Genomic DNA, 13,678 nt, shown 5'->3' with positions numbered 1-13,678 from the left:
GCTGCGCATCGACTCCGTTCCGGTGCTCGGTCCGAGGTCGCGCCGCCGAACTCGCTTCGTTCGCTGCGCTCACTGCGCTCAAACAGCCGCGGCGAGTCAGACCACGAAGCGCGCTGGCGCGCGCCGACCTCGGCCCTGTGCTCCTCACCGCCACAGAAATCGCCGCCAGCGGGTGCCGCCTGCCGCGAGTGCCATCGTTGGAGTCTCTTGTTAGAAAAGCCACGACGGTTGCGCAAAGGCGTGTCCGGGCTGGGCGCGGCGCTTCGTGGGAGGCGCCGAGGAGCGCAGGGCTCGCGGCCGCGCGCGCAGCGCGCATCAACCACTGACTCGCCGCGGCTGTTTGAGCGGAGCGAACGAAGTGAGCGCAGCGAGTTCGGCGGCGGGCCGCGAGACCGAGCACCGCAGGGGAGTCGGCGCGCAGCGCCGACCGCCGAGGCGAAGCGCTGCGCCCAGCCTGGACATGCCTTTGCCGCTCGAAGGATCGCAAGCGAATATTCATCAGTGATGCCGAATCCGCGGGTTGATCACGCCATACAGCAGATCGACGATCAGGTTCACGCCGATGATCACGCTCGCGCTCATCAGCAGGCCGCCCTGCACCGCAGGGTAGTCGCGCCGGCCGATCGCTTCGACGAGCCACTTGCCGATGCCCGGCCAGGAGAAGATCGTCTCGGTCAGGATCGCGCCGGCGAGCAGCGTGCCGACCTGCAGCCCGATCGTCGTGACGACCGGGATCAGCGCGTTGCGCAGCGCGTGCAGCCCGACGACGCGCAGCATCGACGCGCCTTTCGCGCGCGCGGTGCGCACGTAGTCTTCGCGCAGCACTTCGAGCATGCTCGAACGCGTCATGCGCGCGATCACCGCGAGCGGGATCGTGCCGAGCGCGATGGCCGGCAGGATCAGGTGCGAGACCGCGCTGCGGAATGCGCCCTTGTCGCCCGAGAGCAGCGCGTCGATCAGCATGAAGCCGGTGACCGACGGGATGTCGAACTGGATCGCGATGCGGCCCGACACCGGCGTCCAGCCGAGCCAGACCGAGAAGGTCAGGATCAGCAGCAAGCCCCACCAGAAGATCGGCATCGAGAAGCCGGTCAGCGAGGCGCCCATCACCGAGTAGTCCCAGACGGTGTTGCGCTTGACCGCCGCGATGATGCCGGCCGGCAGCCCGATCACGAGCGCGAGCAGCATCGCGCAGGCCGACAGCTCGATCGTCGCCGGGAAGCGCGCGACGAACTCGCGGAACACCGACTCGTGCGTGATCGTCGACAGGCCCAGGTCGCCGTGCAGCGCCTTCCAGACGTAGTCGGCGTACTGCACCGGCAACGGCCGGTCGAGGCCGAACTCGTGCAGCAGGCGCTGGTAGCGCGCCGGGTCCATGCCGCGCTCGCCCGACAGCGCCTCGACCGGGTCGCCGGGCAGCAGCCGGATCAGCGAGAACACGAGCAGCGTGATGCCGATGAAGGTCGGCAGCACGAGGCCGAGGCGCCTGAGGACGAATGTGAACAAAGGGCTCCCTCGGTCAGCGCGTGTCGGCTACTTGTCCGCCAGGTCCACCTTCGTGAAGTAGTGGTGCGCCGTCGCGTCCATCTTGTAGCCGATCACCTCCTTGCGCACCGGGTCGAAGCGCACCGAGTGCGCGATCGTGATCCACGGCGCCTCTTCCTTTGCGATGACCTGAGCCTTCTCGTACAGCGCGGCGCGGTCGGCCTGCTTGGTCACGCCCTTGGCCTTCTGCACCAGGTCTTCGAAGTCCTTGTTGCACCAGCGCGCGACGTTGCCGCCGCCTTTCACGGCCGAGCAGCCGAGCAGCGGCAGGAAGAAGTTGTCCGGATCGCCGTTGTCGCCCGACCAGCCGAACATCATCGCGTGCTGCTCGCCGGTCTTGCTGCGCTTGCGGTACTCGCCCCACTCGAAGGTCACGAGCTTGGCCTTCACGCCGATCTTGTCCCAGTCGGACTGGATCAGCTCGGCCATGCGCTTGCCGTCGGGGTTGTACGGGCGCGTCACCGGCAGGTACCAGAGGTCGACCTCGACGCCGTTCGGGTAGCCGGCCTGCGCGAGCAGCGCCTTCGCCTTCGCCGGGTCATGGGCGTAGTCGGCGACCTTGTCGTTGTAGCTCCACAGCGTCGGCGGGATCGGGTTCTTCGCGACCTGGCCGGCGCCCTGGAACACCGCGTCGAGGATGCCCTTCTTGTTGACCGCCATGTTCAGCGCCTGACGCACCAGCTTGTTGTCGAACGGCTTCTTCTCGACGTTGAACGCGATGTAGCCGACGTTCAGCCCGTTCTGCTGCTCGAGCCGGATGTTCGGGTCGCTCTTCATCAGCGCGACATCGGCCGGCTTCGGGAACGCCATCACGTGGCACTCGCCGGTCTTGAGCTTCGCGTAGCGCACCGACGCGTCGGTCGTGATCGCGAACACCAGGTTGTCGATCTTCGGCCGGCCGCCCCAGTACGCGTCGAAGGCCTTGTAGCGCACGACCGCGTCCTTCTGGTACGAGACGAAGGTGAACGGGCCGGTGCCGATCGGCTCGCGGTCGATCACGTCGGGCGTGCCGGCGGCCTTCATCTTGTCGGCGTACTCGGCCGAGAGGATCGACGCGAAGTCCATCGCCATGTTGGCCATGAACGGCGCCTCGGGCTTCTTCAGCACGAACTTGACCGTCATCGCGTCGACCTTCTCGACATGGTCGACGATGTTCTTCATGTCCATGTCGTCGAAGTACGCGTAGGTCGTGCCCGGCGTCGTCTTCGCCATCGGGTGCGACGGGTCGGCCATGCGGTTGTACGAGAACAGCACATCGTCGGCGTTGAGCTCGCGCGTCGGCGTGAACTTGGCCGACGAGTGGAACTTCACGCCCTTGCGCAGCTTGAACGTGTAGCTCAGGCCGTCGGCGGCGGCCGTCCAGCTCTCGGCGAGGCCGGGGATGATGTTGGTCGTGCCGGTATCGAACTCGACGAGGCGGTTGAACATCGGCACCGAGACGGCGTCGAAGGTCGTGCCGGTGGTGTAGTACTGCGGGTTGAAACCCTCCGGGCTGCCCTCGGAGCAATACACGAGGGTCTTGGCCGCGAAGGCTGCGCCGGCGCAGCCCAGCAGCGCGCCGGCTGCGATGGTCGAGAGGGTCAAGCCGCGAAGTTTCATGGGTGGTTCCAGAAAGTTGAACGGTGGTGCTCGTCGTGGGAGCGGGGCTGAATGATAGGTGCGGCGCGGCTCGCCGCAGGCCCGGGTTCCCCCCAAGCAAGCCGCTTGCCTGCGTTCGACGATCCGTCGCTGCGGACCCTCCATCCGCGGGGGAAGCCCCTAGCACGAAGGCCGCGGCGCATTGAAGCGAGCGGATGTCCCACCTAGCTTGTGTGAGCGCTGGAGGCGGCCGCATGTGCGCATCCGGTGGCAAGTCGATTCACATCAGATTCACATTCCAACAGGAGAACCTTCATGCAGCCTTCGCTCTCGCGACGTTCACTCATTGCCGTTGCCGCGCTCGCCGCGGCCGGCGCCGTGCAGGCGGACCCGGTCGCGCTCACCAAGCTCACCGGTTTCGCCGGCGGTGGCGTGACCCCCAACACCGCGGTCTACAAGGCGAGTCTCGGGGCCCTGTCCGGGAGCTTCGCGGCGATCTCGATCAGCGATGTCAGCGGCGGCTTCGGCGGTGCCGCCGGGCAGTTCACCGGCTTCGACCTGGACGCGATCAAGCTGTCGACGATCAACTGCGCCGATGCCGCCTGCGCGCAGGCGGCGGGCGGGCTGAGCGTCTTCGACTTCATCTCGGGCATCGTCTTCAGCCCCGGCACGCAACGCGCGCCGGCGGACGCCAAGCTCTTCGGTACCGGCGCAGGCGGCACGACGGTCGACAACGCGGTCGCGACGCTCGGGCTGTTCGACGCGGTGTCGAGCACCGGTCCCGACGCGGCGGGCTTCCTCAGCATGGGCGACAACGGGAGCATCGTCTTCAACCTGACGGCGCTGGTGTCCACCGCCGGCCTGTACCTGTACATCGGCGAGGTCGGAGACAACGGCGAGGTCGCCGGCTCCAACATCAACCTGCTGCAGAACCCGGTGCCGGAGCCATCCACCTACGCGCTGATGCTGGCCGGGCTCGGTGCGATCGGCTGGCTGAGCCGGTACCAGCGGCGTCAGCGGCACGGCGGGCGCTGACGCCCGCGTTCACACCGTCTCAGGCGAGCTCGGCGCGCCGCGGCAGGTCGGCGCCGCGGCGCGAGCAGGTGATCGCGGCGGCGCGTGCCGCGAACTGCAAGGCGGCGCTCAACGCGTCGCGGCGCAACGCGCCCAGCGCCGCGGGCGTCAGCGCGTCGTGCTCGGCCAGCCAGGTGATCAGTGCGGCCTGAAACGTGTCGCCGGCGCCGACCGTGTCCACCACCGGCACGCTGACCGGCAGGGCTGCGACGCGGCCCTGCGCGTTCCAGCCGACCGCGCCCTGCGCGCCGCGTGTCACGACGACGAGCTTGACGCCGGCGGCGAGCGCGCGGGCCGCGAAGTCGCCGATGCTTGAGGCCGGCTGCAGCAGGCCGAGGTCCTCGTCGCTGACCTTGAGCAGATCGGTGCGCGGCAGCATCCAGTCGAGCTGGTCGCGCCAGCGCGCCAGATCGGGTTCGACGTTGAGGCGGATGTTCGGGTCGAACGCGATCAGCGCGCCGCGCTGCCCGCGTGCCCGTTCGCGCTCGACGAGCGCGCGCTGCGTCGAGGCGACGGGCTCGACCACGCTCGCATACGAGCCCAGGTTCACGAGCCGCAGCCCGGCCGGCACGCGCTTCAGGTCGTCGGCCTGCACCTGCCGGTCCGCACACCCCGCGCCATAGAACGCGTAGGAAGGCACGCCCTGCGCATCGAGGCCGATCAGGCTCAGCGTCGTCGGCGCATCGAGGCGCGCGACGGCTCGCGTGTCCACGCCTTCGTCGACCAGCGCGCGCAGCAGCCGCTCGCCGGCGAACCCGGTCGAGATCGCGCTGAAGAACGCCGCCGGCTGACCCAGCCGCGCGAGCCCGACCGCGAGGTTGAACGGCGAGCCGCCGACCTTCGCATCGAGCGCCATGCCGGTGGGCGTCGCGTCGCCCTGGAACACATCGAGCAGGGCCTCTCCACAGATCATCAGCATCACGGTCTCCAACGGTCTTCACACGGTCTTCGGGGTGTGCGCCGCGTGCGCGGCAACCCCTGAAGGGCGGCAGCTTCGGGTCTCCCGGCGGCGGCGAATATCCGGGTTTTCCATTAATAAATCAAGTTGATTTATTAAAAAGGAGTACCGACAATGAAGCCACCCGCCCCACCCAGAACCATCACCGGAGACATGCCATGACGTTCACGACTTCCTTCTCGCGCCCGACCCTGTCCCTGCTGACGCTGGCCGCGCTGAGCGTTGCCGCCGGCAGCGCGCTGGCCGCCGATGCGCCCGTGATCGGCCTGATCACGAAGACCGACACGAACCCGTTCTTCGTGAAGATGAAGGAGGGCGCGCAGGCCGCCGCCAGCGCCAAGGGCGCGAAGCTGCTGACCGCCGCGGGCAAGGTCGACGGCGACAATGCCGGCCAGGTCACCGCGATCGAGAACATGATGGCTGGCGGCGCCAAGACGATCCTGATCACGCCGAACGACTCGAAGGCGATCGTGCCGGCGATCAAGAAGGCGCAGGCCCAAGGCGTGATGTTCATCGCGCTCGACAGCCCGGCCGACCCGATGGAGGCGACCGACGCGCTGTTCGCGACCGACAACTACAAGGCCGGCGTGCTGATCGGCCAGTACGCGAAGGCCGTGATGGCGGGCAAGCCCGCGAAGATCGCGACGCTCGATCTGTTCCCCGGCCACCCGGTCGGCGCGCAGCGCCACAACGGCTTCATGTCGGGCTACGGCCTGAAGGCGCTCGACGCGAAGAGCAACGAGCTCGGCAAGAGCGCCGAGATCGTCTGCATGGCCGACAGCTTCGGCGACCAGGCCAAGGGCCAGACCGCGATGGAGAACTGCCTGCAGAAGAACCCCGACATCAACGTCGTCTACACGATCAACGAGCCGGCCGCGGCCGGCGCCTACCAGGCGCTGAAGGCGGCGGGCAAGGACAAGGGCGTCGTGATCGTCTCGGTCGACGGCGGCTGCGCCGGCGTGAAGAACGTGAAGGCCGGCGTGATCGCCGCGACCTCGCAGCAGTACCCGCTGAAGATGGCCTCGATGGGCGTCGAGGCGGGCGTCGAATACGCCAAGGGCGGCAAGAAGGCGAAGGGCTACACCGACACCGGCGTCACGCTGATCACCGACAAGCCGATGGCCGGTGTCGACAGCAAGGACACCCAGGTCGGCACCGAGCTCTGCTGGGGCAACAAGTAACCCGCGCGGGGCCCGCTTCATGAGCGCCTCCATGTCGTCGAAGCTGCCGCCGGTCGCCACGCTCGGCCCGCTGATCGCGCTGGTGCTGGCGGTGGGCTTCTTCGCCACCCAGAGCGACCGCTTCCTGTCGGTGCAGAACTTCTCGCTGATCCTGCAGCAGGTGATGGTCGTCGGCACGATCGCGATCGGCCAGACGCTGATCATCCTGACCGCAGGCATCGACCTGTCCTGCGGCATGGTGATGGCGCTCGGCGGCATCGTGATGACCAAGCTCGCGGTGGGCTCGGGCCTGAACGCCTACCTCGCGATCGGATGCGGCCTGCTCGCCTGCATGGCCTTCGGCCTGCTCAACGGTCTGCTCGTGACGCGCATCAAGCTGCCGCCGTTCATCGTGACGCTCGGCACGATGAACATCGCGTTCGCGATCACGCAGCTCTACTCGGGTGCGCAGACGATCACCGACCTGCCGCCCGCGATGACCTTCTTCGGCAACACGCTCGCGGTCGGCGCGGCGGCGCTCAACTACGGCACGGTGTTCATGCTGCTGATGTACGCGCTCGTCTGGTGGGGCCTGCGCGAGACCCAGCCCGGCCGCCACGTCTACGCGGTCGGCAACAACCCCGAGGCGACGCGCCTGACCGGCATCGCGACCGACCGCGTGCTGCTGGGCGTCTATGTGCTCGCCGGCGCGTTCTACGGGCTGGCGGCGCTGCTGTCGGTCGCGCGCACCGGCGTCGGCGACCCGAACGCCGGACAGACGGAGAACCTCGACGCGATCACCGCGGTCGTGCTCGGCGGCACCAGCCTGTTCGGCGGCCGCGGCATCGTGCTCGGCTCGCTGCTCGGCGCGGTCATCGTCGGCGTGTTCCGCAACGGCCTGACGCTGATGGGCGTGTCGTCGGTGTACCAGGTGCTGATCACCGGCGTGCTCGTGATCCTCGCGGTCGCCACCGATCAACTCTCGCGCAAAGGGGCTCGATGATGACGAACTCTGCCCAGGCGATCCCGCTGGTCATGGAAGCCCGCGGCCTCGTGAAGCGCTACGGCCAGGTGGTCGCGCTCGACGGTGTCGACTTCGAGCTGCGTGCCGGCGAGATCCTCGCGGTGATCGGCGACAACGGCGCCGGCAAGTCCTCGCTGATCAAGGCGCTCTCGGGCGCGACGATCCCCGACGAAGGCGAGATCAAGCTCGACGGCAAGGTCATCCACTTCAGGAGCCCGGCCGACGCGCGCCGCGAAGGCATCGAGACGGTCTACCAGGACCTCGCGGTCGCCCCGGCGATGACGATCGCCGAGAACCTGTTCCTCGGTCGCGAGATCATCAAGGAAGGCTTCGTCAGCCGGCTGCTGCGCATCATCGACAAGAAGCAGATGCTGGAGCAGAGCGTCGCGCGCATGAACGACCTGAAGGTCGGCATCCGCTCGATGACGCAGGCCGTCGAGACCCTCTCGGGCGGGCAGCGACAATGCGTGGCCGTCTCGCGCGCCGCCGCGTTCGCGCGCCACGTGGTGATCCTCGACGAGCCGACCGCGGCGCTCGGCGTCAAGGAGGGCAACATGGTGCTGGAGCTGATCCGCCGCGTGCGCGACAAGGGCCTGCCGGTGATCCTGATCAGCCACAACATGCCGCACGTCTTCGAGATCGCCGATCGCATCCACATCGCCCGCCTCGGCCGACGCGCCTGCATCGTCAACCCGAAGACCATCAGCATGAGCGACACGGTCGCGGTGATGACCGGCGCGAAGCGCGCCGAAGAGCTGCCGGCGGAGTGCCTCGCCTGATGAGTCCTGTTGCCGCGGATGCTCGGCTGCGCCCCCGGGGGTCGAATCACGCGGGGATGCGGCAGTTCAACGAGCGCGTCGTGCTGCAGGCGATCCGCCTGCACGGCAGCGTGCCGAAGGCCGAGATCGCGCGCCTGACGAGACTGACCGCGCAGACGGTGCAGGTCATCATCGCGCGCCTCGAGGCCGACGCGCTCGTGACCAAGCTCGAGCCGGTGCGCGGCAAGGTCGGCCAGCCCTCGGTGCCGATGACGCTGAACCCGGACGGCGCGTTCTCGATCGGCATCAAGATCGGCCGCCGCAGCATGGACATGCTGCTGCTCGACTTCACCGGCGCGGTGCGCGAGCGCCTGGTGCTGGCCTATGCCTTCCCCGATCCCGACACGCTGTTCCCCGAGATCGAGGCGCGCCTGCGGCAGCTCACGCAGAGCCTGCCGGCCAAGCTGAGATCGCGGCTGCACGGCGTGGGCATCGCCGCGCCGCTGTCGCTCGAGGGCTGGCATGCGGTGCTGGGCATCGGTCGCAAGCAGGCCGCGAAGTGGGTCGGCATCGACATCCGCGAGCGCGTCGTCGCGATGACCGATCTGCCGGTCGAATTCGTCAAGGACACCGCCGCCGCGTGCGTGGCCGAGCTCGTGGCGGGGCGCGGCCGCAGCATCGGCAGCTTCCTGTATGTGTTCGTCGACACCTTCATCGGCGGCGGCCTCGTGATCGACAGCCAGCTGCGCTCCGGCCTCACCGGCAATGCCGGTGCGATCGGCTCGATGCCGCTGGGCCTGGCGCGCGCCGGCAGCGCCGCGGCGCCGGATCAGCTGCTGAGCCACGCGTCGCTCGTCAATCTCGAGGCGCGCTTCAAGGCGCACCAGCTCGACACCGGCGCCGCGGCCGATGTGCGCGCGATGCAAAAGCCCTGGTGGCCGCACACCGAACAGTGGCTGCGCGAGGCCGCGCCGGCGGTCGCGTTCGCGGCCAACAGCGCGGCCTGCCTGCTCGACCTCGACGGCGTCATCATCGACGGCTCGTTCAGCCGCGAGCTGCTGCGCGCGACGCTCACGGCCGTGAACCACGCGCTCGATCAATACAGCTGGGAAGGCGTGGCGCGGCCCGCGGTACTCGAAGGCACGATCGGCTCGGATGCGCGCGCGATGGGCGGCGCACTGCTCCCGCTGTATGCCAACTTCGCGCCGGATCGCGAGCTGTTCCTCAAGCTCGGCGCGTGACGGCCAGGTCCAGCCAGCTCAGCAGCGCGAGCCAGGCCGGCGCGGCGACGACGAACGCGAGCGTCGAGAACACCGTCGCCGCGGTCGTCTCGGCTTCGAGCGCGCGGTAGCGCTGCGCGAAGATCAGTGCGTTGCTGCCGATCGGCAGCGCCGCCAGCATCACGACGACCGCGAGCGGCAGGCCGCTCAGGTGAAAGCCCCAGTGCGCGATCGCCAGCACGACCGCCGGCAGCACGACCAGCTTCAGCAGCGACAGCACGACCGCGGCCTTCGCCGCGCCCTGCACGCCGTAGTACGCGAGCGACATGCCGATCAGCACCAGGCACAGCGGCACGACGGCCTGACCGAGCGTCTGCAGGATCTCGTCGGCGACCGTCGGCAGCGGCAGCCCGAGCGCGTTCCATGTCAGGCCGATCAGCACCGGCAGAACGACCGGGTGGATCACGGTGTTGCGCGCGGTCGCGAGCAGCGTCGCGGCGAGGTGCGACGCGCCGCTGCCGCGGCGGCGCTGCGCGCGCGCGAGGTCGAGCTCGACCAGCGTCGTCGCCAGGGTCAGCAGCACCAGCGCGTGCAGGCTGACGATCGCGAGGTGGATCTGCAGCCCGGCCTCGCCGAACAGCGCTGCGGCCATCGGGATGCCGACCTGCACCGTGTTGCCGAACGCGGCGCTGATCGCGCGCACGCTCGGCGCGGCGACCGGGCGCGCGGCATCGACGCGCCGCAGGTGCTTGTCGACGAGGTAGACGCCGAGCAGCATCAGCAGCAGCGGCACGAACACCGCGACCAGCGTGCCCCAGGGCATCGCATGGAAGTCGATCCGCGCGGTGGTGCGGAACAGCAGCGCCGGCACGAAGATGTAGTACGCCGCGTTCGCGAGAATGCGCGCCGGATCGACGGCCTGGCCGGCGCCGTTGCCGTCGGCACCGGCAGCGCCCGGCCCGAGCCAGCGCAGCTTGCCGACGATCCAGCCGATCGCGACGACGACGAAGATCGCGAGCAGCTTGAAGAACACCAAGGATGACATCGGTCGAGTATCGGCGACGCGCCGCCGGCCATCGGGTAAGCTGCCGCGCCCACCGCCGGACCCGCAGCCCTTGACCCGAATCACGCACCCCCTTTCGCGTGCCGCCGCGCGGCTCGCCCGCGGCGCCACGGCGCTGCTGATCGCCGCGTTGCTGCTGCTGACGGGGGTGCAGCAGATCGGCAGCATCGGCCCGTGGTGGCTCGAGATCTCGCGCTACCTGCCGTACCCGGTGCTGCTCGCACCGGCGCTGCTGGCGCTGCTGCTGTCGTGCTGGCTCGGCTGGCGCTGGCTGACCGCGAGCGCGCTCACGCTCGCGCTCGTCGTCACGCTCGCGATGGGTCTCGCGTGGGGCCGGCCCGACGCCGGCGGCGCGCCGCTGCGCTTCATGACCTACAACGTCAAGGCCTACCGGGCCGTGCTGCGCAGCGGAGGCTTCGCGGCGCTCGCGGACGAGGTCGCGCTGCACCGGCCCGACATCGTCGTGCTGCAGGACAACTTCGGCGCGACGCGCGCGCAGGCCGCGGCGATGTGGCCGGGCGGCCGCGCGTTCGGCCTGCCGCATGCGTTCATGTTCGAGCAGTACCTGATCGCGAGCCGCTATCCGCTGCGCGATTGCGCGCCGGGCCGCATCGACTACCGCGGCCAGCCGCACGCCTACCTGCGCTGCGTCGTCGACGTGAACGGCGTCGCGCTGAACGTCGTCACCGCGCACTTCGAGTCGCCGCGCCACGGGCTCAACGCGGCGCGCCACGAAGGCTTCGACGGCGCCGGCGACTGGCGCCAGAACTACGAAGACCGGCTCGGCCAGGCACGCGCGCTGGCGCACGATCTGCGCAGCAGCGCGCGCCCGCTGATCGTCGCCGGCGACCTCAACGCGCCCGAACCGTCGCCGGTGATCCGCACGCTGCTCGGCCTCGGGCTGCGCGATGCATTCTCGAGCGCGGGCCGCGGCCACGGCTACACCTACGGCCATGCGTTGCGCATCGGCTTCTCGTTCCTGCGCATCGATCACATCCTGGTGAGCCCGCAGCTCGGCGTCGCCGACTGCTTCGTGGGCAACGCGAACGCGTCCGAGCACCGGCCGTTGATCGCGGATCTGCGCTTGCCTGTAGGACAACAGCCCGTTCTGCCGTAGGCGCTTCGGCGGCCGCGCAAATGCGCGTGACGCGCGCGCCGCGAGGCGGTGCCTGTCGTGACCAACCGTGTCGAGCGCTCGCACCGTGAGGGGTTGACGCCCACGCGCGCGGTGCACGCGCCGCACGCCGGCGGTTCGACGCGCACCGCGCGCGTCTGCATGCACCCGAGGCAGGCACGCCGAGCGCCATTCCAGGCCTTTGTCGGTGCCTTCCGAAGCCTTTTCATCGGCCTCGGATTGGCGCGCTTGTTGCGACCCGGCAAACGTTTGCAAACGCAACAGGAGAAGTCATGAATGCTGCGAAATTTCTGGCCGGTGCATCGGCCGTGATCCACGCTTCGGCGCCGCCCGCGGGCCTGTTGCGCGACCTGCGCGACTGGCTGGTGCTGAGCGCCAACCAGCTCGCAGCGCTGCTGCTGCTCGTGCTGCTGAGCCCGCTGCTGCTCGCGATCGGCGTGCTGATCTGGCAGCGCGACGGCGCACCGGTGCTGTTCGCGCACTACCGCGTCGGGCGCGACGGCAAGCTCTTTCGCTGCATGAAGTTCCGCTCGATGCTGCGCAACTCCGAGCAGGTGCTCGCCGAGCTGCTGCGCGACGATCCGCAGGCGCGCGCCGAGTGGGCGCGCGACCAGAAGCTCGCGAACGATCCGCGCATCACCGGCATCGGCCACTTCCTGCGGCGCAGCAGCCTCGACGAGCTGCCGCAATTGCTCAACGTGCTGCGCGGCGAGATGAGCCTGGTCGGGCCACGGCCGGTGACCGTCGGCGAGCTGACGCGCTACCGCCAGGTGCGCTGGCACTACCTGAGCGTGCGGCCGGGCATCACCGGCCTGTGGCAGGTGAGCGGGCGCAACAACACGAGCTACGACGAGCGCGTCGCGCTCGATCGGCACTATGTCGAGCAGCGTTCGCTGTGGCTCGACATCGGCATCCTGCTGCGCACCGTGCGCGTGGTCGCGCTGCGCGAAGGCGCGCGCTGACGCCGGCGACGGCGTCAGCGGCGGCGCCGCCTACGCGTCGTCGTCCTTGATCGGTTCGAAGCTTCGTTCCTCGACCGCCAGCACGTCGTCGTAGGCCGAGTGGATCGAGTCGCGGAAGCGCTGGCCGTCGAAGCGCCGGCGGGCCTCGAGGTGCGCGGCCGTGCCGAGGCGCGCGCGCTCGTCCGGCGCATCGATCAGCTTCGCGATGCAGGCGAGCAGCGTCTGGTGCGTGTCGCAGCACAACCCGGTGCGGCCGTGCTCGATCAGGGCGCGATGCGCGGGTGTGTCCCAGACCACGCAGGGCAGGCCGACCGCCATCGCCTCGGCGAGGAACGAAGGGAAGCCGGGGTCGTCGTCGAGCGCCACGTAGATCCACGCCGTGGCGAGCCGGCGCGCCCGCTCGGTCTCGTCCGGCCCATCGTGCACCGCGACGTTCGCGGCGCCGAGCCGCGCCAGCGAATCGTCATCGACGCTGCCGTGCCAGTGGCATGCGACCTTCAGCGATTCGTCGCTGAACAGCACTGCCAGCTGCGCGAACAGCGCCGACGCGTGCGCTGCGCGCGCCGGGCTGCCCGAGAGCAGCAACGGTCGCCGCGCCTCGTGGCGCTGCGCCTCGAAGAACGCCGCATCGATCGCGTGCTCGATCAGCTGCACCGGCTCGGGGGTCAGCCGCTGCAGCAGCCGCACGTCGGCCGCGGCGTCGGCAATGATCAGCGGCGGCGTGCGCCCGGCCAGTGGCCGCAGCAGCCACGGGGCGAGCATCCCGACCTGGCCGAAGACGCCGCGCGAACGCGCACCGGGCGGCGAGAAGTACAGGCTCTGCGGCAGGCCCTTGGCGCGCGCCGCATACAGGCCGACCAGGCCAGCCGCGAGGCCGTGCAGGTGCAGCGCGACGGTGGGCTCGGCCTGCGTTGTCGCGAGCAGGCCGGCGACGCTGCGGCGCAGCCGCCGCAGCACACCGCCGTCGACCGGTGTCAGCACGAAGCGGATCGACGGATGAAAGCGCGGCAGCAGATGCCGCTGCATCGGCTCGTCGAGCAGGATCACCGTCTGCCGGATGCCGCGCTCCGCCTGGCCCGCGGTGAAGGGCCCGAGGAACGCGAACGCCCGGTCGGACAGCCGCCACACGACGTGGATCACGTGCTGGGGCTGCGCGAGTGGCGGCGGAACGGACAGTGCTTCGGAAGGGGATCGATCCATG

12 protein-coding genes are annotated in these 13,678 nt (G+C 69.6%); 7 read left to right on the top strand and 5 right to left on the bottom strand.

The window, feature by feature from the left end; genetic code table 11:
- Positions 1–498: 498 nt before the first annotated feature.
- Together AC1DTW_RS26665 and AC1DTW_RS26660 are read right to left on the bottom strand one after the other, a co-directional pair.
- Positions 499–1,506 carry an ABC transporter permease subunit gene (locus AC1DTW_RS26665; RefSeq protein ID WP_477984792.1) on the bottom strand — a complete coding sequence of 336 codons (1,008 nt, stop codon included), beginning with the start codon at positions 1,504–1,506 and terminating at the stop codon, positions 499–501.
- A gap of 27 nt (positions 1,507–1,533) precedes the next feature.
- Positions 1,534–3,156: an ABC transporter substrate-binding protein gene (locus tag AC1DTW_RS26660; protein ID WP_477984794.1), complete on the bottom strand. Its 1,623-nt coding sequence runs from the start codon at positions 3,154–3,156 to the stop codon at positions 1,534–1,536.
- Between the two features lie 282 nt (positions 3,157–3,438).
- On the opposite strand from AC1DTW_RS26660, the gene AC1DTW_RS26655 reads away from it, so the two are divergent.
- Positions 3,439–4,158 carry a PEP-CTERM sorting domain-containing protein gene (locus tag AC1DTW_RS26655; protein WP_477984790.1) on the top strand — a complete coding sequence of 240 codons (720 nt, stop codon included), beginning with the start codon at positions 3,439–3,441 and terminating at the stop codon, positions 4,156–4,158.
- 19 nt (positions 4,159–4,177) lie between these two features.
- Here AC1DTW_RS26655 and AC1DTW_RS26650 read toward each other — a convergent pair whose 3' ends face one another.
- On the bottom strand, positions 4,178–5,116 hold the full coding sequence (locus AC1DTW_RS26650; protein ID WP_477984788.1) for a carbohydrate kinase family protein: 939 nt from the start codon (positions 5,114–5,116) through the stop codon (positions 4,178–4,180).
- A 197-nt stretch (positions 5,117–5,313) separates the two neighbouring features.
- On the opposite strand from AC1DTW_RS26650, the gene AC1DTW_RS26645 reads away from it, so the two are divergent.
- From AC1DTW_RS26645 to AC1DTW_RS26630, 4 genes are read left to right on the top strand one after another with little or no spacing between them, the layout of a single operon-like run.
- Positions 5,314–6,336, top strand: coding sequence for a sugar ABC transporter substrate-binding protein (locus tag AC1DTW_RS26645; RefSeq protein ID WP_477984786.1), 1,023 nt, complete (start codon positions 5,314–5,316; stop codon positions 6,334–6,336).
- A 31-nt stretch (positions 6,337–6,367) separates the two neighbouring features.
- A complete protein-coding gene (locus tag AC1DTW_RS26640; RefSeq protein ID WP_477984784.1) occupies positions 6,368–7,318 on the top strand; it encodes an ABC transporter permease in 951 nt (316 codons plus the stop codon).
- Entirely contained in the window at positions 7,318–8,118 is an 801-nt protein-coding gene (locus AC1DTW_RS26635) for an ATP-binding cassette domain-containing protein (protein ID WP_477984782.1), read from the top strand. Before AC1DTW_RS26640 ends, AC1DTW_RS26635 begins: the two co-directional genes overlap by 1 nt.
- Before the next feature lie 56 nt (positions 8,119–8,174).
- Entirely contained in the window at positions 8,175–9,338 is a 1,164-nt protein-coding gene (locus tag AC1DTW_RS26630) for an ROK family transcriptional regulator (RefSeq protein WP_477984780.1), read from the top strand.
- Here AC1DTW_RS26630 and AC1DTW_RS26625 read toward each other — a convergent pair.
- Positions 9,322–10,362: an AEC family transporter gene (locus AC1DTW_RS26625; RefSeq protein WP_477984778.1), complete on the bottom strand. Its 1,041-nt coding sequence runs from the start codon at positions 10,360–10,362 to the stop codon at positions 9,322–9,324. The two genes, AC1DTW_RS26630 and AC1DTW_RS26625, sit on opposite strands and share 17 nt — an antisense overlap.
- Positions 10,363–10,432: 70 nt before the next feature.
- Between AC1DTW_RS26625 and AC1DTW_RS26620 the strand changes: the two genes are divergently transcribed.
- Both AC1DTW_RS26620 and AC1DTW_RS26615 read left to right on the top strand, forming a co-directional pair.
- A complete protein-coding gene (locus AC1DTW_RS26620; protein ID WP_477984776.1) occupies positions 10,433–11,497 on the top strand; it encodes an endonuclease/exonuclease/phosphatase family protein in 1,065 nt (354 codons plus the stop codon).
- Positions 11,498–11,787: 290 nt separating this feature from the next.
- Complete coding sequence (locus AC1DTW_RS26615; protein ID WP_477984774.1) at positions 11,788–12,477, top strand: sugar transferase; 690 nt, start codon at positions 11,788–11,790, stop codon at positions 12,475–12,477.
- 30 nt (positions 12,478–12,507) lie between these two features.
- Here AC1DTW_RS26615 and AC1DTW_RS26610 read toward each other — a convergent pair whose 3' ends face one another.
- Positions 12,508–13,677 carry a glycosyltransferase gene (locus tag AC1DTW_RS26610; protein ID WP_477984772.1) on the bottom strand — a complete coding sequence of 390 codons (1,170 nt, stop codon included), beginning with the start codon at positions 13,675–13,677 and terminating at the stop codon, positions 12,508–12,510.
- Between the last annotated feature and the right edge of the window lies 1 nt (position 13,678).

This window comes from Rhizobacter sp. P5_A1, assembly GCF_056400745.1.
Note: the sequence above shows the minus strand (reverse complement) of the source record. Positions and strands in the feature narration are given on the sequence as shown.